The sequence below is a fragment of the Gordonia sp. 852002-50395_SCH5434458 genome, from assembly GCF_001665905.1.
Taxonomy (GTDB): domain Bacteria; phylum Actinomycetota; class Actinomycetes; order Mycobacteriales; family Mycobacteriaceae; genus Gordonia; species Gordonia jacobaea.
In genome coordinates, this window is the sequence record NZ_LZTC01000097.1 from 11,249 (window position 1) to 31,574 (window position 20,326).

Annotated in this window: 18 protein-coding genes; 10 read left to right on the forward strand and 8 right to left on the reverse strand. The window is 65.9% G+C overall.

Annotated features, from left to right (window positions below; genetic code table 11):
- Window positions 1–86 precede the first annotated feature (86 nt).
- A complete protein-coding gene (locus tag A5785_RS20385; RefSeq protein WP_064868860.1) occupies window positions 87–2,231 on the reverse strand; it encodes a RecQ family ATP-dependent DNA helicase in 2,145 nt (714 codons plus the stop codon).
- A gap of 114 nt (window positions 2,232–2,345) precedes the next feature.
- Here A5785_RS20385 and A5785_RS20390 point away from each other — a divergent pair, with 114 nt between their 5' ends.
- The 4 genes from A5785_RS20390 to purD all read left to right on the forward strand — a co-directional run bounded on the left by A5785_RS20390 (window position 2,346) and on the right by purD (window position 8,576).
- Window positions 2,346–3,611 carry a bifunctional glycosyltransferase family 2/GtrA family protein gene (locus A5785_RS20390; RefSeq protein WP_064869018.1) on the forward strand — a complete coding sequence of 422 codons (1,266 nt, stop codon included), beginning with the start codon at window positions 2,346–2,348 and terminating at the stop codon, window positions 3,609–3,611.
- Between the two features lie 82 nt (window positions 3,612–3,693).
- Window positions 3,694–5,877: an ArnT family glycosyltransferase gene (locus A5785_RS20395; protein ID WP_064868863.1), complete on the forward strand. Its 2,184-nt coding sequence runs from the start codon at window positions 3,694–3,696 to the stop codon at window positions 5,875–5,877.
- 155 nt (window positions 5,878–6,032) lie between these two features.
- Complete coding sequence (locus A5785_RS20400; RefSeq protein WP_049698029.1) at window positions 6,033–7,250, forward strand: low temperature requirement protein A; 1,218 nt, start codon at window positions 6,033–6,035, stop codon at window positions 7,248–7,250.
- A gap of 72 nt (window positions 7,251–7,322) precedes the next feature.
- A complete protein-coding gene (purD, locus tag A5785_RS20405) occupies window positions 7,323–8,576 on the forward strand; it encodes a phosphoribosylamine--glycine ligase (protein WP_197494561.1) in 1,254 nt (417 codons plus the stop codon).
- Between the two features lies 1 nt (window position 8,577).
- Here purD and A5785_RS20410 read toward each other — a convergent pair whose 3' ends face one another.
- From A5785_RS20410 to A5785_RS20425, 4 genes are all read right to left on the reverse strand, one after another.
- Window positions 8,578–9,561, reverse strand: a complete 984-nt coding sequence (locus A5785_RS20410) for an alpha/beta hydrolase (RefSeq protein ID WP_064869021.1) — start codon at window positions 9,559–9,561, stop codon at window positions 8,578–8,580.
- A 26-nt stretch (window positions 9,562–9,587) separates the two neighbouring features.
- Window positions 9,588–9,980: a DUF302 domain-containing protein gene (locus A5785_RS20415; RefSeq protein WP_049697670.1), complete on the reverse strand. Its 393-nt coding sequence runs from the start codon at window positions 9,978–9,980 to the stop codon at window positions 9,588–9,590.
- Window positions 9,981–10,036: 56 nt separating this feature from the next.
- On the reverse strand, window positions 10,037–10,303 hold the full coding sequence (locus tag A5785_RS20420) for a metal-sensitive transcriptional regulator (RefSeq protein WP_005207431.1): 267 nt from the start codon (window positions 10,301–10,303) through the stop codon (window positions 10,037–10,039).
- Between the two features lie 100 nt (window positions 10,304–10,403).
- Entirely contained in the window at window positions 10,404–10,955 is a 552-nt protein-coding gene (locus A5785_RS20425; protein ID WP_231894256.1) for a TetR/AcrR family transcriptional regulator; helix-turn-helix transcriptional regulator, read from the reverse strand.
- A 121-nt stretch (window positions 10,956–11,076) separates the two neighbouring features.
- On the opposite strand from A5785_RS20425, the gene A5785_RS20430 reads away from it, so the two are divergent.
- From A5785_RS20430 to purB, 4 genes are all read left to right on the forward strand, one after another.
- Window positions 11,077–11,982 carry an SDR family oxidoreductase gene (locus A5785_RS20430; RefSeq protein WP_064869024.1) on the forward strand — a complete coding sequence of 302 codons (906 nt, stop codon included), beginning with the start codon at window positions 11,077–11,079 and terminating at the stop codon, window positions 11,980–11,982.
- Window positions 11,983–12,061: 79 nt separating this feature from the next.
- On the forward strand, window positions 12,062–12,673 hold the full coding sequence (locus A5785_RS20435; protein ID WP_049698032.1) for a TetR/AcrR family transcriptional regulator: 612 nt from the start codon (window positions 12,062–12,064) through the stop codon (window positions 12,671–12,673).
- Window positions 12,670–13,098 (forward strand): hypothetical protein, encoded by a 429-nt coding sequence (locus A5785_RS20440; protein ID WP_231894255.1) that lies wholly within the window; start codon window positions 12,670–12,672, stop codon window positions 13,096–13,098. Before A5785_RS20435 ends, A5785_RS20440 begins: the two co-directional genes overlap by 4 nt.
- Before the next feature lie 74 nt (window positions 13,099–13,172).
- Window positions 13,173–14,600, forward strand: a complete 1,428-nt coding sequence (gene purB, locus A5785_RS20445) for an adenylosuccinate lyase (protein ID WP_064868872.1) — start codon at window positions 13,173–13,175, stop codon at window positions 14,598–14,600.
- 46 nt (window positions 14,601–14,646) lie between these two features.
- Here the strand turns inward: purB and A5785_RS20450 are convergent, their stop codons facing one another.
- Complete coding sequence (locus A5785_RS20450; RefSeq protein WP_049698034.1) at window positions 14,647–14,925, reverse strand: SelT/SelW/SelH family protein; 279 nt, start codon at window positions 14,923–14,925, stop codon at window positions 14,647–14,649.
- A 93-nt stretch (window positions 14,926–15,018) separates the two neighbouring features.
- Between A5785_RS20450 and A5785_RS20455 the strand changes: the two genes are divergently transcribed.
- Both A5785_RS20455 and A5785_RS20460 read left to right on the forward strand, forming a co-directional pair.
- On the forward strand, window positions 15,019–15,909 hold the full coding sequence (locus A5785_RS20455; RefSeq protein ID WP_064868875.1) for a phosphoribosylaminoimidazolesuccinocarboxamide synthase: 891 nt from the start codon (window positions 15,019–15,021) through the stop codon (window positions 15,907–15,909).
- A 7-nt stretch (window positions 15,910–15,916) separates the two neighbouring features.
- Window positions 15,917–18,109, forward strand: coding sequence for a S9 family peptidase (locus A5785_RS20460; protein ID WP_064868877.1), 2,193 nt, complete (start codon window positions 15,917–15,919; stop codon window positions 18,107–18,109).
- A gap of 75 nt (window positions 18,110–18,184) precedes the next feature.
- Here A5785_RS20460 and A5785_RS20465 read toward each other — a convergent pair whose 3' ends face one another.
- Window positions 18,185–19,750, reverse strand: a complete 1,566-nt coding sequence (locus A5785_RS20465) for a DHA2 family efflux MFS transporter permease subunit (RefSeq protein WP_064868880.1) — start codon at window positions 19,748–19,750, stop codon at window positions 18,185–18,187.
- Entirely contained in the window at window positions 19,747–20,274 is a 528-nt protein-coding gene (locus A5785_RS20470) for a MarR family winged helix-turn-helix transcriptional regulator (protein WP_064868884.1), read from the reverse strand. The genes A5785_RS20465 and A5785_RS20470 overlap by 4 nt, the downstream gene beginning before the upstream one ends.
- Window positions 20,275–20,326: the final 52 nt, after the last annotated feature.

Here is a 20,326-nt window from a genome sequence, read left to right on the forward strand (position 1 = left end):
CAGTCGGCGGTCTCGAGCGCCCAGTCGACGATCTGCAGCGCCCAGTCGGCAGTCTCGAGCGCCCAGTCGTCGAGCGGCTCGGGCGGTCAGACGCTCCGGTGGATCAGCAGCGGCATGACCGCGGTGGCGCCTGGCTCGCGCAGTGCGGCGGCGGCGAGCGTGATCGCCCACCCCGACCGCGACTCGTCGACGACGAGCAGCACGTTCTGACCCGCGACCTCCGGCGGCGGCTCGCCCAGATGGTCGCGCCAATACGCGGCCTCGACGGCGCCGGGTGCGTCGCGATCGGGCGGGTTGCCCTGCCGCACCGGTAGATGTCCGCCCGGCCGCTTGCCGACGACACGTAAGTGTTCGGCGAGTTGATCGGCCAGGTTTGTGCCGGTCAGGCGCAGCGACATGATGATGTCGGGGCGCATGCCCGACTGCCGCACCCACGACGACAGTGTCGCCACCGCAGCGTCGCCGAGGTCGGCCAGCGCCTGCTGATCGTCGGCGCGAGCGGCACTGAGGAGGTCGGTCCACTCCGGGGCGTCGGCGTGTGCCAATACCCTTCCCGGTTCAGCGGCGAGGTCGGCGGCGATGCGGCCGCGACGCCCGAAATCGCCACCGGGCCACATCTTTCGCGGTTCGAGGATCTGCGCGGAACGTCGAAGGTCGCCGGTGATCGTGCGTACGACGGCGGGATCGACGTCGGCGGTCAGCGGCGGGGTCAGGGCTCCCGTGCACACCGAACAACGCCCGCACGGCTGCGCCTGCGGATCGTCGAGCGATTCGGTAAGTAGCTGCATCAGACATTGTCGGCCTGCGATGTAGCTGCGCATGATGTCGGCTTCGCGACGCCGCACCGCGACGACCCCGTCGTAGTGGGCGGCGTCGAACGTCCACGGTGTACCCGTCGCCGACCATCCGTCCGGCCCGCGTTCTGTGGCCCCGTCGACCGCAAGCTGCTTGAGCATCAACTCGATTCGACCTCGACGCTGCCCGGTCGCCGCCTCCAGTGCGGGCACCGACATCGGCTCGTCGGCCTCGCGCAATGCCGAGAGCACCGACTCCATCTTCACCGGATCAGGGATGGTGGCGGTCGCGAAGTAGTCCCACACCGAGTTGTCGGTGGCCGACGCCAACAGCATCACGACGGCGTCGTCGAGTGCGCGGCCCGCACGCCCGACCTGCTGGTAGTACGACACCGGCGACGGCGGCGATCCGACGTGCACCACGAAGCCGAGATCTGGCTTGTCGTAACCCATTCCGAGCGCAGATGTCGCAACGAGAGCCTTGACCTCGTTGCGCAGCAGGGCGTCTTCGAGATGGTGCCTGCGGTCGGCGTCGAGCTGCCCGGTGTACGCCTCGACGGCCAACGAATCTCCGTGTATCGCGCGAATCGCGTCGACGAGGCGTTCGGCGTCAGCGACGGTGAGCACGTACACGATGCCCGAACCGGGGAGTTCCGGCAGGTGCTGTGCGACCCAGGCGTACCGCCCGATCGGCGACAGCCCATCGATCACGTTCAGGTGCAACGACTTTCGAGCAAGTGGACCGCGCAGCACCAAGGTCTCGGACTGCTCGCCGCCGGCGCTGAGTTGCGCGGCGACGTCGTCGGTGACCCGACTGTTCGCCGTGGCCGTGGTTGCGAGAACAGGAGTCTGGGGATTGAGCGACTGCAGGACGTCGGAGACCCTGCGGTAGTCGGGCCGAAAATCGTGACCCCAATCGGAAATTGCGTGCGCCTCGTCGATGACGAGCAGGCCCAATTCGCCCGACAACGCGTCGAGCACGCGCCTGCCGAATCCCGGATTGGCGAGACGCTCCGGCGAGACGAGCAGAACGTCGAGTTCGCCGGAACGCAACGACGACTCGATCGCCGACCAGTCGTCGACGTTCGACGAGTTGAGCGTCGCCGCCCGCAGTCCGGCACGCTCGGCCGCCGAGACCTGATCGCGCATCAGCGACAACAGCGGCGACACGATCAACGTCGGACCCCGCCGATGAGACCGCAGGATCGCCGTCGCAGTCCAGTACACCGCCGACTTTCCCCACCCCGTCGCCTGCACCACGAGTACACGCGGCCCTGAGCTCCCTGAGCTCCCTGAGCTCCCCGAACTCCCCACCAACCCGACCACCGCACTGAGCTGGTCGTCGCGCAGGCGCGCGCCGTCGCCCGCGAGGCTGGTGATCACCGCGTCGGCGACAGCCTGATCGTCGTCGGACAGTCCTACCGGTGTTGCCGTCATGCCCGCCAATCTAGTGATGGCCACCGACGATGGCCTTTTCGCAGGCCAGACGCTCACAGGAAGCTGGCAGGTTCGACGCAGAGTTGCTGCAGTTTGGCACCCGAATCTGTACTCATGACGACAGAAGCCCTCCCGCAGGCCGCGGCACCCGTGACGATCGTCGCCGACACATCGGTCACCGCTCCGGTACTCGACATCGTCGTACCGGTCTACAACGAAGAGACCGACATCGCCTTGTGCCTGCGCCGCCTCCACGACCACCTGCGGACACACGTCCCGTTCACCGCGCGCATCACCGTTGCCGACAACGCGAGCACCGACGCCACCGTCGCGATCGCCGCGGAACTCGCGGGCGAACTCGGCGACATCCGGGTGGTACACCTCGACGAGAAGGGCCGCGGCCGGGCACTCAAGGCGGTGTGGACGCGCAGCGACGCACGGATCGTCGCCTACTGCGACGTTGATCTGTCCACCGACCTCAACGCGCTGATGCCGCTCATCGCGCCGCTGGAGTCCGGGCACTCCGACATCGCGATCGGCTCCCGACTCTCCCGCGGCTCACGGGTGGTGCGTGGTACGAAGCGCGAATTCATCTCGCGCTCATACAATCTCATTCTTCGTACGACGATGCGCGCCAAGTTCTCCGACGCCCAGTGCGGCTTCAAGGCAATGCGCACCGACATTGCCCGTCAGGTATTGCCCTACGTCGAGGACACGGGCTGGTTCTTCGACACCGAACTACTCGTCCTCGGTGAGCGCATCGGGCTGCGGATCGCCGAGATCCCGGTCGATTGGGTCGACGATCCGAACAGCACCGTCGACATCGTGTCCACGGCGGTCGACGACCTCAAGGGCTGCGCCCGGGTGGGCTACGCGCTGGCGCGTGGTCGGCTGCCCATCGTCGAGCTGCGTTCGACGGTCGGCCGTGAACGCGCGGCCGGTCCCGACATCGCGGGTGTTCCGCCGGGCATGGTCGGCCAGCTCGTCCGATTCTGCGTCGTCGGGGTGGCGTCGACGGCCGCGTATGCGGTGCTCTACCTGCTCCTGCACTCGATCCTCGGCGCGCAGGTCTCCAACTTCGTGGCACTCGCGGTGACCGCGGTGCTCAACACCGCAGCCAACCGCAAGTTCAGCTTTGGCGTGCACGGCCGCGAAGATGCTCTCAAACACCAGCTCTTCGGCTTCGGTGTCTTCCTGTTCGGCTGGGCGGTCACCGCGGGGGCACTTGCGGGACTGCATGCCTTCGCACCGGAAGCGTCGAAGCACGTCGAACTCGTCGTGCTGATCGTCGCCAATCTGGTGGCCACGGCGACGCGTTTCGTCGGATTGCGGTGGGTGTTCCGTGCTCATCTGCGACGCACCGCCGAGGTAGCGGAATGACGTCCCACAGCATTCACGAGGCCGGTCACACTGAGGTCAGACACACCGGGGCCAGCCGCTTCACCGAGCAAGAATCGAGACGATGACCACCACAGCAGAATCGGCGACGGCCCCGGACTCCCGGGGCCGCGCGCCTGTCGACACCACGGGCGGCTCGACCGCACGCACGACGCTCTGGGAGCGCGGATCGCTTGCCGCACTATTGATCGCGACGACGATCATCAACCTCTGGAACCTCTCGGCGAACGGGTGGGCCAACTCGTTCTACTCCGCGGCGATCCAGGCGGGGTCACAGTCGTGGAAGGCATGGTTCTTCGGGTCGTCGGACATGGCGAACTCGATCACCGTCGACAAACCGCCTGCGTCGCTGTGGATTCCGGCGCTGTCGGTGCGGATCTTCGGATTGAACTCGTGGGCGATCCTGGTGCCCAATGCCTTGATGGGCGTGGCATCTGTGGCGTTGCTCTACTGGATGACGCGCAGGTACTTCGGGCACTGGGCGGGCATTCTCGCCGGTGCGACGTTGGCGCTCACCCCGGTCGCCGCAATGATGTTCCGCTTCAACAATCCCGAGGCGTTGCTCATCCTGTTGATGATCGCCGCGGTCTGGGCATGTCTGAAAGCCGTTGAGACAGGACGGCTTCGGTGGATGATCCTGGTCGGCGTGTTCGTCGGGTTCGGATTCCTCACCAAGCAGTTGCAGGTGATGCTGATCGTGCCGGGACTCGCGATCACCTACTTCGCATTCGGTCCGGGCGGGTGGGGTCGACGCCTCGCGCACTGCTTCGCCGCACTCGGAGCGATGATCGTCAGCGCGGGTTGGTGGCTGCTCGCCGTCGCGCTGTGGCCGGTGTCGTCGCGACCGTGGATCGGCGGATCGCAGAACAACTCGGTCATGGAACTGACGTTGGGCTACAACGGTTTCGGCCGCCTCAGTGGCAACGAGACCGGCAGCGTCGGACCGGGCATGGGGCGCGGTTCCTACGGTGGTTCGGCAGCGGGGCCGGGCGGGATGGGTGCCGATTTCGCGGGACCGGGCGCGCCCGGTGGCCGCGGCGGCATGTGGGGACAGCCCGGCCTGCTGCGGATGTTCCAGCCGGAGCAGGGCGGTCAGATCGCCTGGCTGATTCCGTCGGCGCTGGTGCTCGGTATCGCCGCGCTGATCATCATCGGTCGGGCCAAGCGCACCGACACACGACGCGCCTACCTCGTCGTGTGGGGGCTGTGGCTGCTCGTGACGATGGCCGTGTTCAGCTTCATGGCGGGCATCTTCCACAGCTACTACACCGCTGCCCTCGCGCCGGCCGTCGCCGCCGTGCTCGCCGGTGGTGCCGCGGTGGCCTGGCGTGCGCGCGACAAGGTGTGGGTCCGGTGTGTGCTCGCCGCTGCGGTGTGGATCGCGGCGATCTGGGGCTTCGCGCTGCTCGCGCGGTCGTCGGATTTCGTGCCGTGGCTGCGCTACGTGGTGCTGTTCCTCGGGATTGTCGGGGGTGCTGCGATGTTGTTCGCGCAGCGCGCCTACGTCGGTGCGCTCGCGATCGCGATGTCGGTGATCGCCGCTCTCGCGGGCCCGTTCGCGTACACCGTCGACACCATCACCACGGCCAAGCAGGGCTCTATCATCAGTGCGGGACCGCGCGTCGAGGGCGGATTCGGTCCCGGAATGCGCGGCGGACCGGGCGGAATGCGCGGTGGCGGAGCTGGATTCGGCGGACAGCGTGGAGGCGGCCAGGGCATGGCTGGCCAGGGCGGATTCGGCGGCCCGGGTATGGGCGGCCAGGGCCAGGGCCAGGGCCAAGGCCAAGGCATGGGCATGGGCATGCCGCCCGGCATGGCTGCGGGCGCCGGGTACGCGGGGATGCGTGGCGGAATGGGCGGTCCCGGTGGCGGTCTGCTGATGGGGTCGAAGCCCAGCGCCGAGATGCTCGCGCTGTTGAAGTCCGACGCCGAGAAGTACACCTGGGTCGCAGCGGCTGTCGGATCGAACACCGCGTCGGGCTACCAGCTCGAATCCGGCTACTCGGTGATGCCGATCGGCGGGTTCAACGGCACCGATCCCTCGCCGACGCTCGCACAGTTCCAGAAGCTGGTGGAGCAAAAGAAGATCCACTACTTCATCGGTGGCGGTGGATTCGGCGGTGGCGGATTCGGTGGCGGTTCGGACAGCAGCAGGCCGTCGAGTCAGATCACTACGTGGGTGGAGCAGAACTTCACCGCAAAGACGGTCGACGGTGTGATCACCTACGACCTGACAGCTCCGAAGTAGTCGCCCGGCGTCGACGTCGGGACCTCGACAGTCGAGAGCGAATCGACAACCACGTGTTGCGATCGCTCCGGTCTCGCTTGAGTGTCCTGACGTCGACGTCCTCCGACGTTAAGGTTCTGATCGTGGCATTGACGATCGGACATCGACTGAGTCGGATGACGGGCAGAGACCCGCACGAGGAACGACGCTCGGCGACCAACCTCGAGTTGTTCTTCGACCTCGTCTTCGTGGTCATCTTCTCGGTGGCAGGCACGCAGGTGGCCCACTACCTCGCGGAAGGTCACTGGCGTACCGCCTTCTTCGGATACGTGCTGTGCACCTTCGCCGCGATCTGGGCGTGGATCAACTTCAGTTGGTTCGCCTCGGCATTCGACACCGACGACTGGTTCTTCCGCGTCATGGTGCTGGTGCAGATGGTCGGTGTCGCGATCCTCGCGTTGGGAATCGCCCCGGTGTTCACCTCGATCGAGAACAACGAGCACGTCGACATCCGCGTTGTCGTGATCGGGTACGTGGTCATGCGGCTGGGGTTGGTCACGCAGTGGCTGCGGGCGGCGTCGCAGAGTCCGCGTTACCGCAAGACCTGCCTGACCTATGCCTTGATGATCTTCATCGCGCAGGTCCTCTGGGTGATCGTTGCGATCGTCGATCTGTCGCTGTGGCCGACGATCATCGCGATCGCGGCGTGCGCGTTCGTCGAATACCTCGGGCCGTACGTGGCGGAGACGCGCTTCACTTCGACGCCGTGGCACCCACATCACATCGCCGAGCGTTATTCGGCGCTGACCATCGTCACTCTCGGCGAGGGTGTCGTCGGCACCGTCGCGATCTTGCAGGCGGTGGTCGAGGAGGAGGGCTGGACGACCGAGTCGGCGGTCTTCGGACTCTCCGCGATGGTCATGATCTTCGCGATGTGGTGGATCTATTTCACCGTCCCGGTAGGCGACGCGCTGCATCTCAACCCGGGCAAGTGCTTCCAGTGGGGCTACGGACACACCGTGATCTTCATGTCTGCCGCGGCAACCGGAGCGGGCCTCGAGGTGGCAGCGCTGTGGACCGAGCACGAAGCGAAGATCAGCGCGGGCGCCGTCGTGGCATGCGTCGCGGTGCCGCTGGGCATCTACTGCCTCTCTGTTCTCGGCATGTACGACTACCTGGTGAGATTCGACCCGGTCTCGCTGCTGTGCGCGATCGGGGCCGCTGTCCTACTCGTCGCCGGGGTGTGGATGGCCTTCGCCGGGGTGTCGCTGACGATCTCCGTCGTGGTCGTCGCGTTGGCGCCGGTGTTCATCGTGATCGTCGACGAGGCGTTCCGCGTACCGCGGCGTGCGCAAGCGCTCGTCGACATGGGACTCGACGCAGTGGTGTCGTGACATCGCTGCGCCGCGTCGACGCCGCCCCACCTGTGCTGCTTCGCGCGCACTCCAACCACTAGAGTCGTGGGCGTGCGCGTACTAGTCATCGGCTCGGGCGGCCGTGAACACGCCCTGCTCCTCGGCCTGTCCCGCGATCCGTCGGTCACCGAACTGCACGTCGCGCCCGGTAACGCGGGGACTGCGTCGATCGCCACCAATCACGCCGTCGACGTCGTGTCGGCCGACGGTGTGGTGGCACTGGCGCGTCAGCTCGACGCTGATCTCGTCGTCATCGGCCCCGAGGTGCCGCTGGTCCTCGGTGTGGCCGACGTGCTGCGCGACGCAGGGTTCGCGACGTTCGGACCCGGAGCGCAGGCGGCACAGATCGAGGGATCGAAGGCCTTCGCCAAAGATGTCATGGCAGCGGCCGGTGTCCGCACCGCGCACAGCGAGGTCGTCGACAACCCTGCCAAACTCGACGCCGCGCTCGATCGTTTCGGCCCGACCTGGGTGGTCAAGGACGACGGCTTGGCCGCGGGCAAGGGCGTCGTCGTGACCACCGACCGCGCGGCCGCACGGAGTCACGCGGCCGAGTGTCTCGAGATCGGCCATCCGGTCCTGCTCGAAAGCTTTCTCGATGGACCAGAGGTCTCACTGTTCTGCCTGGTCGACGGCGAGACCGTCGTACCGCTGATCCCCGCACAAGACCACAAGCGCGTCGGCGACAACGACACCGGGCCCAACACCGGTGGCATGGGCGCCTACACGCCGCTGCCGTGGCTACCCGACGAGGTGACCAGCCAGATCGTCGACGATGTGGTCAAACCTGTTGCGGCAGAGATGGTTCGACGCGGTACTCCGTTTTCCGGGCTGCTCTATGCCGGACTCGCGATCGGCAAGGACGGGCCGTCCGTCGTCGAATTCAATTGTCGGTTCGGTGATCCCGAGACTCAGGCGGTGCTCGCGCTGCTGAAATCGCCTCTGGGACAAGCGCTCAACGCGACGGCAACCGGCACCCTGGCCGACCTGCCCCCACTGGAGTGGGAAGACGGCGCGGCAGTCATCGTGGTGGTCGCAGCGGAGAACTACCCGGGCAAGCCGCGCACGGGCGACGCGATCACCGGCGCATCAGGCGAGGGCGTGCTGCACGCAGGAACGGCAGTCGATGCGTCCGGTGCCGTGGTGTCGTCGGGAGGTCGGGTACTCGGAGTGCTCGGGGTTGGTGCCGACCTCGCCGAGGCGCGCGCTCAGGCCTACGAGCGGATCGACGCGATCAAACTGCCGGGCTCACATCACCGCACCGACATCGGCAAGGCCGCGCTCGACGGCGAGATCAGTATCTGATCTAACGGGCCAGTTCGCGCCCGAGGAACGCCACCTGATCGGGAAGAACGCTGCGCCAGTAGCGATTCGTGTGTCCGCCGGCCGCTGTCCCGAATGCCGCCGGTGGGTGTAGCCCTGCGGCCCATTGACGGGTGTAGGTGTAGAACTGATCGCTCGAACCGATGGTGATCAGCAGCGGGATCTTGTCGAACGCGCGCTGCTGGCCGAACAGCGAGTTGCGCTGATAGTCGTCGAAACTGTCGAAGGCGCGTTGCGGGAAATTGTTCGGATCTGCCCACAGCGCAGGCGAACTCACCGCGATCGCAGCGACGCGGGGCGCGCCGAGTAGCGCTCCGAGGCGCAGTGCTCCGTAACCGCCCATCGACCAGCCGAAGAGCCCGAGTCGATCGGTGGATAAATCGAGTTCGCGATTGCTCGCCAGCATCGGGATGAACTCGTCGAGAACCATTGCGCCGCCGTCGGTTCCGTCGGCGCGCGCGTGCCAGTAGTTGCGCGCGCCGTCGACCGCGGCAATCGCGAACGGCGCATTGCCCGCGTCGACGTACTCCTGAAGCACGGTCTGGACGCTGAGCTTATTGGTGAAGATCGACTGCTCGTTTGTGTTCAACGCGTGCAGGACCACCACGACGGGGAGCGTGCCGGTCACACCCGACGGTCGTGCCACGGCCCAACGCGTCGGCCGACCACCCATCTTGGCGGAGACGAAGCTACCCGTGATGAGCTTCGGACCCTCGGCGATGGGCGCGGGCGAGGTCTCGATGGGCAACTCGTCGTCGGCGGAACGGGGGACCGCCGCTCGCCGCTCGTCGACAGTCACCGCATCCGAGCGTGAGCACGACGACAGTGAGAACGCCGACAGCGCTCCGATTGCCGAGACACCCAGGGCGGACGCGAGAACGGCCCGACGGTTGGGCTGCGCCGACGGCGCGTCGGAGGTGGGGTCGGCGCGCGGGGTTGCGGCGTTCGGCCGGTGATCGGTGCTCATCGAGTTCACAGGATAGTGGGCACCGATCAGATAGCGGCGATTGCCGCCTTCAGCTTGGTCGACGCGTCTGCGGCGACGTCGGGTAGCCCCGGCGCATCGGCGACCGCGACCATGATGTCGGGGTTCATCGCTTCGACGATCACTTCGCCCGTGACCTCGGGATTCGCCCGGACGACCACGTTGCACGGCAGCAGCAGACCGATCTGCCGTTCGATGCCGAGTGCGCGGTGCGCGAGACCGGGATTACACGCACCGAGGATCAGGTAGGGCTCGATGTCTTCATCGAGCTTCTTCTTCAACGTCGCGGTGACGTCGATCTCGGTGAGCACGCCGAATCCCTGCTCTGCCAGCGCTGCGCGGGTGCGGGCGACGGCGTCGTCGAACTCGGTGGTGAGGGTGGTGGAGTAGCCGAGTTGCATGGCGTTTCCTTTCTTGTGTGCCCGGCGATTCTGTATGGCCGGATATGGGGCCGGGTTCAGGCCAGAGCGAGGAACAGCTTCTCTAGCTGTTCTTCTGTCATGGGTTCCGTCGTTGCCTCGTCGCCGGTGAGGCATTCACGCAGGCCCGTGGCGACGATCTTGAACCCGGCGCGGTCGAGTGCACGCGAGACCGCGGCGAGCTGCGTGACGACGTCCTTGCAGTCACGGCCCTGCTCGATCATCGAGATCACGCCCGCGAGCTGACCGTGCGCACGGCGCAATCTGTTGAGTACGACGGTGATCGCTTCGTCGTCGCCGACCATGTGCGCCTCCTCGGGGTGGCTGGATATGGCTCCAATATACCCCAGGGAGTATCCGTCAAACCGTGAACCACCGTACTCGACGTTGCACCGCGCAACGCTGTTACGGCCGCCGAACGGTGGATTCGCCTGCCACGCTTCGCAACTCGTCGACCGTGTCGAGGACGAGTGCGCCGAGTTCCGTGTCGGTGCCGTCCGAGAGCCAGTGATCGAACGCTGCGGTGAAAGCTGCAATCGCCATGTCAGCGGCCAGTCGTGCGCGCACGGGGGCGTGGCCGCGGGCTTCCAGTGCCACGGCCAGTGCGTCCGCGAGCGAGGTCATCTTGAGTAGCTCCCGTTCGTGTAGCTCGGGAGTGGCGTCGATGATTCGCTGCCGGATTCGAGCGTGGTCGAGCCTGTCGACGAAGAACCGGCTGCTCGCCGCGGCGAGGGCGTGAGCTGCGGCGTCGAGCGGAGCAATGCCCGCGGGAGTATCGGCGACCGCTTCGATCGTCGCCCGCTCGAGGGTGCGCTCGCGGTCGAACAGCACCTCGCGTTTGTCGCCGAAATGCCGATAGAAGGTCCGCTCGGTGACGTCCGCGCGCTCGGTGATGTCGGCGACCGAGGTCTCGTCGAAACCCTTCTCGAGGAACAACTCGACCGCGGCTGTCTGCATCCGCTCCCGTGATCCCGTCGGCCATCGACCCATCTGGCCAGAATAGCGTCGATGACAGAACCTGACATCAGGGGTAGCGTGAGTGATGTCAGATCATGTCATCACTACGAAGAGGCTTGTCATGCGCGTTTTTCTCACCGGTGCGTCGGGACACATCGGGTCCGCACTCATACCCGAGCTCATTACGGCTGGCCACAGCGTCGTCGGACTTGCTCGCTCTGACGACGCGGCCGCGCTCGTGGCTGACCGCGGGGCGGAGGTCGTCCGTGGTGGACTCGACGACCTCGACGTGTTGCGTGCGGCCGCGTCGGACTCCGACGGTGTCATCCATCTCGCCTTCCGACACGACCTCATGCAGGTCGGCGACATGGCAGGCGCCGCAGATTCCGACCTCGCGGCTCTCACCGCCATCCGTGACGCCGTGCGCGGTACCGGCAAACCCCTGGTGGGTACATCCGGAACGCTTCTCTTGGCCGCTTCCGGCATCACCGGACGCCCCGGCACCGAGGAGGATGCGCTTCCTTCGGGGTACCGGATCGACTCCGAGAACTTCGTGATCGGACTTGCCGACGACGATGTGCGGTCGTCGGTGGTGCGTCTACCTCCGACGGTGCACTCCGACCTCGACCGCCATGGCTTCGTCCCCGGATTGATCGGGTTCGCGCGTAACGCGGGGTCGTCGGGATACCTGGGTGACGGACACAACCGGTGGCCCGCGGTGCACACCCGCGACGCCGCGCGCGTCTATCGCCGTGCGCTCGAATCGGCACCGGCAGGCACCCGGCTACACGCGGTTGCCGAGGAGGGTGTGCCGTTCCGGGAGATCGCCGCGGCCATCGGTCGGGGACTCGACGTCCCGGTGGTGTCGGTTCCCGCGGACAGGGCTGCTGACGTATTCGGTTATCTCGCAGGCTTCGTCGGCATCGACAATCCGACGTCGTCGACGCTGACTCGTGAACTGCTCGACTGGGAGCCGGAGTTCCCCGGTTTACTCAGCGACCTCGCGGCCGGGCACTACTTCACCTGAGTACGCAATATGCCCAACGCGTGTGATCGCGAGGTCGAGATTCGCGAAAGCCAACCGTGCAGTGAAATCGCTTGGCAGCATGGGGGCCATGACGGCGGCGACCACTCCCAAGGGAGAGCGCAGGCGGTCGCGCCTCATCGCGGCTGCCGGAGAGTTGTTGCTGGAGGGCGGCTTCGACGCCGTGCGTCACCGAGCAGTTGCCGATCGCGCGCAATTGCCACTCGCGTCGACGACGTACTACTTCGGCTCGCTCGACGACCTGATGGCCGAGGCCGCGGGCTTCGTGTCGCGGGCAGACGAGCAGGCGATCGTCGATCGGGGTGAGGCGGTTGCACGGCGTCGTCGAGGAAGTCACGCGACCGCAGAGATCCTCGCCGACGTGTTCGTCGGTGAGAACACCCCCCACGACGAGTTGGCGGCCCGCTACGAAATGATCGCGCTCACACCCAGGTACCCGCGGCTCTACGACGTCGTGGCCGCGCGACGTGCGACGCTCGCCGCAACACACCTCGTCGTGCTCGACAGGTCGGGACGGTTGGCACGGGCCGCACACATCGAGAACCTCATCGCCATCGAAGACGGCGCCGTTCTCGGTGCGCTCGGCAGCGGATCGTCGCCAGCCGGCGCGACGCGCGACGCGCTCGGCGAGGTCGTCGACGTGCTGGCCCCACGAGTGGAGGAACCACGGTGAATCAGCGGAGAACCGTCGTGGCGTGGAGCCGCGGTATCGGTCGGGTAGTGGCGACCGTCGTCGTCGCGGTGGGCGTGCTCGTCGCAGCGTTGTCGGCGCAGGGCGCGGCGTCGGCCGAACCGGTCCAGGCGCCCGATCCGGGAGTGCCGTTCTCCTCGGTGGTCTACGGAACCGGATGCACGTATTGGCTGACGGGCTTGGTGAACTCGCGCGGGACGGTCACGTTCTGGGAGGGCAAGAAGGGCTACACACCACGGCTCATCGGGAGCGCCGAACCTGCTGGCGGCCAGGCGACGATCAGATGGATTCCCCGCCGGATCGGCGACAGATACCTCTACACCAAACAGAACGGTGTGCGGTCGAAGCTGACGCTTGCACGAGTGCACCAGGGCTATGGCTCGGGCGGGACGTGCTTCGCGATCTGAGTCGCCGCCCGTGGCCGGCGGACGGCCAGACGCCCGTGACAGTCGAGTGTCGAGTACACGACTAGACTGTTGGCGTGTCGAAACCTGCCATCACCAATGTTCTGGCCAGCCGATATGCGTCTGCCGACCTCGCCGAGATCTGGTCGGCGACCAACAAGATCGCGCTTGAACGCCGCCTGTGGCTGGCTGTTCTGAAGGCGCAGCAGGACCTGGGGATCGACGTCCCCGACGGCGCGGTCGCCGACTACGAGGCAGTCATCGACCAGATCGACCTCGCGTCGATCGCTGAGCGTGAACGCATCACCCGCCACGACGTGAAGGCGCGCATCGAAGAGTTCAACGCGCTCGCCGGCCACGAGCAGATCCACAAGGGCATGACGAGCCGCGACCTCACCGAGAACGTCGAGCAGTTGCAGATCCTGCAATCGCTGCGGCACGTGTACGCGCACGGGATCACGGTGCTCGCACGACTCGTCGAGCATGCTGCGCAGTACAGCTCGACGGTGATGGCCGGACGCAGTCACAACGTCGCCGCGCAGGCCACGACGCTGGGCAAGAGGTTCGCGTCCGCTGCCGACGAGCTCATGATCGCGTTGCAGCGCGTCGACGAAACCATCGACCGCTACCCGCTGCGTGGCGTCAAGGGGCCGATGGGTACCAGCCAGGACATGCTCGACCTGCTGGGCGGCGACGCGTCGAAGCTCGCCGACCTCGAAACGCGCGTCGCCGGGCACCTCGGATTCGCGCGATCGCTGACATCCGTCGGCCAGATCTACCCACGCTCGCTCGATCACGACGTCGTGTCCGCGCTTGTGCAGGTGGGTGCGGGGCCGTCGTCGTTGGCGCACACGATCCGGCTGATGGCCGGCCACGAGCTGGTCACCGAGGGTTTCCAGCCGGGCCAGGTCGGGTCGTCGGCGATGCCGCACAAGATGAACACGCGTAGCTGTGAGCGCGTCAACGGCCTGCAGGTGGTGCTGCGTGGCTACGGCTCGATGGCCGCCGAACTCGCGGGCGCGCAGTGGAACGAGGGCGACGTGTTCTGCTCGGTGGTGCGACGCGTCGCGCTGCCGGACGCCTTCTTCGCGATCGACGGCATGCTGGAGACCTTCCTGACCGTGCTCGCCGAGTTCGGTGCCTACCCCGCCGTCATCGAGAACGAATTGGCCCGTTACCTGCCGTTCCTGGCCACCACCAAGGTGCTGATGGCATCGGTGCGAGCGGGCGTAGGGCGCGAGGCCGCGCACGAGGCGATCAAGGAGAACGCCGTTGCCGTTGCGCTCGCGATGCGCGAGGAAGGTCGCGAGCCCGACCTGCTCGACCGCTTGGCCGCCGACGAGCGCATCCCCCTCGACCGCGCCCAGCTCGACGCGCTACTCGACGACAAGGAGGCGTTCGTCGGAGCCGCAGGCCGCCAGGTCGCCGACGTCATCGCCGCCGCGGAAAAGCTCATCGCCGACAACCCCGAGGCCGCCAACTACGTGCCCGCGCCCATCCTCTAGACGCTGGTTGAGCGGCGCTCCCGCTGGTTGAGCTTGTCGAAACCACTCACTTCTTCTCGGAGTGGCCGAGCTGCCAGTCGGGCAGCGCGGTGTCGCGCAGGCGGCGCTTGAGCTCGGCGGCGTCGGGGAAACCGCCGTCGGCCTTGCGTTCCCAGAGCTGTGTCCCGTCGACGTCGATGCGGAAGATGCCGCCGGTGCCGGGGACCAGGGTGACCGAGCCGAGGTCGGTGCCGAAGGTGCTCAGGATCTCCGAGGCCATCCAGCTCGCGCGCAGCAGCCAGTTGCACTGCGTGCAGTAGGTGATGGTGATCGCGGGTGGGGTCATCTGCCTACGGTCCCACATGATGTGCCGGGGCTCCGAAGTCCGGCCGTCAACCCGAACATGTCTGCGCGCCGACGCAGCAACTAAGGTCGAAGCATGCGTCCAGCTCTCGATTCGTACACCTTTGTGGCCTCGGGCAAGGTGCGCGAGATCTATCAGATCGATTCCGACACCCTGCTCATGGTCGCCAGCGACCGCATCTCGGCGTACGACTTCGTGCTCTCGCCGGAGATACCCGACAAGGGCCGCATCCTCACCGCGATGAGCTTCTTCTGGTTCGACGCGCTCGGCGTGCCGAACCATCTCGCCGGTGGCCCCGATGACGAGCGCATACCCGCTGAGCTCGTGGGTCGGTCAATGGTGGTGCACAAGCTGCCGATGGTTCCCGTCGAATGCGTCGCCCGCGGTTATCTGACCGGGTCCGGTCTCATCGACTACAACAAGACCGGCGCGGTGTGCGGCGTCGTACTCCCGTCGGGTCTGCATGAGGCCGACAAGCTGCCGGAACCGATCTTCACTCCCGCGACCAAGGCGGAGCAGGGTGATCACGACGAGAACATCACCTTCGAGCAGGCTGCAGATGTCGTCGGCGCCGACCTCGCCGAGTCCCTGCGCACCGCGACGCTCGACATCTACGGCAGGGGAGCCGATCTCGCCGCAGGGCGCGGAATCATCCTGGCCGACACCAAGTTCGAGTTCGGTCAAACGCCCGACGGCTCGCTCGTCCTCGCCGACGAGGTGCTGACCCCCGACTCGTCCCGATACTGGGACGCCGCCTCGTATTCGCCGGGACACGTACAACCCAGCTTCGACAAACAGATCGTCCGCAACTGGCTGACCTCGGCGGCGTCGGGCTGGGACCGATCGTCCGACGACCCGCCGCCCAGCCTGCCCGCTGACGTCGTCGAGCGCACCCGCGCACGTTATATCGAAGCCTACGAACTGATTTCGCAGAAGTCGTTCGACGACTGGCCCGACCACGCATAGGAGACCCGTGACCGACGCACAATCCGGCAACTCTGCCACCCCGACCGCCGCCTCCCCGGCGGTACCGCCGGTCGCGAAGAAGGTTCGTACCGAGCGCACCCACCATGGCGACACCTTCGTCGACGAGTACGAGTGGTTGCGCGACAAGGACGACGCCGAGGTGATCGCCTTCCTCGAGGCCGAGAACGCCTACACAGAGGCGAATACGGCTCAGCTCGCAGACCTGCGCGCCACGATCTTCGGTGAGATCAAGTCGCGCACCAAGGAAACCGACATGTCGGTGCCGGGCCGACGCGGCGGCTACTGGTACTACGGCCGCACGCAGGAGGGTAAGCAGTACGGCATCCAATGTCGTTGCCCCATCGTCGATGTCGACAATTGGACGCCGCCCGAGGTGTCCGACGACGCACCGCTGCCGGGCGAGGAGATTTTGCTCGACGCCAACGTCGAAGCAGAAGGACACGAATTCTTCAGCCTCGGTTCGCTCGCCATCAGCCACGACGGCAAGTGGCTCGCGTACAGCACCGACGTCGTCGGTGACGAGCGATACACGTTGCGGTTCAAGAACCTCGAGACCGGCGAACTGCTCCCCGACGTCATCACCGACACCGCGGGCGGAGCGTCGTGGTCACTCGACGCCAAGCACGTGTTCTATCAGACGGTCGACGCCGCGTGGCGCCCGGATACGGTGTGGCGCCACGACATCGGGGCGGGCACCGACGACGTGACGGTGTTCCACGAGCCGGACGAGCGGTACTGGGTCGGCACGGGTTCGACTCGCAGCGACAAGTACCTGATGATCGTGACGGGATCGAAGATCACGTCAGAGTGCTTCGTGCTTGCCGCCGACGATCCGACAGGTGAATTCCGCAGTGTCGCACCGCGTGTCGATGGCGTCGAGTATTCGGTTGAGCATGCCGAGATCTCCGGTCGCGACTACTTCTTGATCGTGCACAACGACATCCGCGACGGCGAGAAGGCCGACGACTTCGCGATCGACATCGCACCCGTCGACGACCCTTCTGCCCGAACCGAATTCATCGGTCATCGCCGCGGCGTCCGGATCGAGGACATCGACGCCTTCCGCGACTACCTCGTCCTGTCGTATCGCGCCGACGCGCTGCCCCGGGTCTCGATTGCCGATCTGCGCCGTATCGACGGCATGCCGGTCGCGGAGGACTTCATCGAGGTCGCAGTCGCGCAGGAGCTGTTCTCGCTGGGGCTCGCCGGCAACCGCGAATGGGCAACGCCCCGTCTGCGTTTCGGATACGGCAGCTTCATCGAACCCGCCGAGTTGTTCGAGCTCGACGTCGAAACAGGTGAACGTACGCTGCTCAAGCGGCAGCCGGTACTCGGCGGCTACGACCCCGACGAGTACGAGCAGTCCCGCGAATGGGCAACGGCCGCAGATGGAACGCAGATCCCGCTGTCGATCGTCCGACGCAAGGGTGTCGGAGTCGATGGCAGTGAGAGTTCTTCGCCCGCACCGTTGTTGCTTTACGGCTACGGCTCGTACGAGGCGAGTTTCGATCCCGGTTTCTCGGTGTCACGGTTGTCGATGCTCGATCGCGGCGTCGTATTCGTGCTCGCACACGTGCGCGGCGGTGGTGAGATGGGGCGTCATTGGTATGAGAACGGCAAGACGCTCACCAAGAAGAACACCTTCACCGACTTCGTCGATTCGGCACGATACCTGGTCGACAAGGGCTGGACTACGCCGAAATTGATGGTCGCAGAAGGTGGTTCGGCAGGCGGACTGCTGATGGGGGCGGTCGCCAATCTCGCGCCCGAGTTGTTCAACGGCATTCTGGCGTCGGTGCCCTTCGTCGACGCGCTGAACTCGATCCTCGATCCGTCGTTGCCGCTGACGGTCATCGAATGGGACGAGTGGGGAGATCCGTTGCACGACGCGGAGGTCTACGAGTACATGAAGTCGTACTCGCCGTACGAGAACGTCACCGCGCAGCCCTATCCGTCGATCCTCGCGGAGACGTCGCTCAACGACACCCGTGTGATGTACACGGAAGCGGCGAAATGGGTTGCGAAGCTTCAGGCGTTGAGTACCTCCGACGCTCCGATCATGCTCAAGACCGAGATGTCGGCCGGCCACGGCGGCGTCAGTGGTCGCTACAAACAGTGGGAAGAAGTCGCTTTCGAACTGGCCTGGATTCTTCAGCAGACCGGCGCGCTGACCGAGTAGACCACAACGACAAAGTTGCCCCTGGCCGCGATTTCCGCAGCCAGGGGCAACTTGTGTGGTGACCAGCCGATCAGGTCAGTGCATGACGATCGGCGCGCGGTCCATGTCCTCCTCGACCAGAGGCGACGCGATCTTCTTGCGCGGCAGGAAGAACGCCGGGATGATCGTCACCGCGATCAGCGCGACGGCCACGATGAACGTGGTGCCGAACGCCTCGGCGGCCCAACTGAACCACTGATCCGGCGGGTCCTGAGGTGCCATTCCGGCCTTCACGGCCATGTCGTACTTCTCGGGAGCCGCATTCGACGCGATTGCCAGTTGTGACTCGGCATGCGCCTTGAGGTTGGTCGCGAGGATCACCGAGATGATCGCGGTACCGATCGACGACGCGGTCTGCTGCACGACGTTCATCAGCGTCGAGCCGTCGGGCACCTGCTTGTTGCTCAGTGTCGCCAGCGCTGCCGACATGATCGGCATCATCGTCATACCCATGCCGAGGCCCTGGACGAACAGCGCGCCACAGAGCAGCCAGTACGGGGTGTCGGAGCCGAGGAACATGAACGTGCCCATACCGACGGCCATCAGGACGATGCCCACGAGTACGAACTTGCCCGGCCCGATCTTGTCGGTCATCCTGCCTGCGATCGGCATGGTGAGCATGGCGCCGATGCCCTGCGGTGCCAGCAGCAGGCCTGCCGCGAGCGTGCTCTCTCCGCGGACTCCGATGAAGTACTGCGGATAGAGCAGCGCCGCACCGAAGAAGGCGATCATGAAGAACGTCATCGTGATGACGGCGATCGCCAGCACCTTGTTCTTGAACAGTCGCAGGTCGAGAAGCGGATGGTTGGTGTGCAGTGCGTGCCAGACGAATCCGAGGATGAGGATCAGGCCGATGATCGACGTGGTCAGCACCTTCGTGTCGATGAACGTACCCGCCTCGGTACTCGACGAGATTCCGTAGAGGAACAACGCAAGACCAGGTGACAACAACAGCAATCCGAGGATGTCGATCTTGGGTTTCGATTTCTCCTCGTCGTTGCGCAGCGCGAACCACGAATAGACAAGGGCCACGATGCCGATCGGCACGTTGATGAGGAACACCCAGTGCCAGCTCGCCTTCTCGATGAGTAGGCCGCCGAGGATCGGTCCCGCGATGGGACCGAGCAACATCGGGATACCGAGAACCGCCATCACCGAACCGACGCGCTCGGGGCCCGCCGCCTTGGTGAGGATCATCATGCCGATCGGCATGAGGAGGCCGCCGCCGAGGCCCTGCACCACGCGGAATGCCACGAGGGAGCCGATGTTCCATGCCAGGGCACAGAGCGCGGAGCCGATGGTGAACAGGATGAGCGACGTCATGTAGACGTTCTTGGTGCCGAAACGTGCTGCGGCCCAACTCGACAGCGGGATCACAGCGGCCAACGCCAGCGTGTAGCCGGTCATCGTCCATGCGGCGCCCGCGGCGTCGGTGTTGAACTCGTTCTGGAAGGTGTTCTGCGCGACCGAGACCACGGTGACGTCGAGGATCGACATGATCGCGCCGAGCACGACCACACCGGCGACGATCAGCACATGGCGATCGAGCTTGGTGTCCGGTGGGCCGGCGTGCGCGTGCGCGCCGGCAGAGGAACTCGTCATGAGGGATCTTTCGGTTCGGAGGTGGACGGTGTCGCAGTGCGGGTCCTCGAGGACTCGCGGTCGAGAGTGAAGTAGTCGACATCGGCGTCGACGATGTTCCGTAATGCAGACGTCAGCGCGGCCCGGAATTCATCGGGCAGTCCGTCGATGAATCGTCCGACGAGGTCTCGCTTGATGTCCAGCTGTTTTTCGACGGTCTCGCGGCCCTGGTCGGTCAGCGTCACGAGCTTGACCCGACGATCGCCCGGATCCTCGCGACGATCGACCAGCCCGGCCTGCACCAGTCGGTCGACGGTGCGCCCCGCGGTCGCAATCGAAAGGTCGACGCACTCGGCGATCTCGTGGACGGGCATCGGGGCGTCGTGCATCGATACGACGAAAAGGGCGCGGAACTGCGTGAACGTCAGCTCCGACGCCGCGAGAGTGTCCATGGCCTCGGCGGTACCGAGGCAGGAGAGTCGCTCCAGAAAACTGCTGAGCGCATCACATGCGGCGTCGTTCTGGAGCTGAGCGGGAGCGGACACTTGAAAACACTAACGCCCCTGCAACTATCTCACCAACGCAAATGTATGTGAG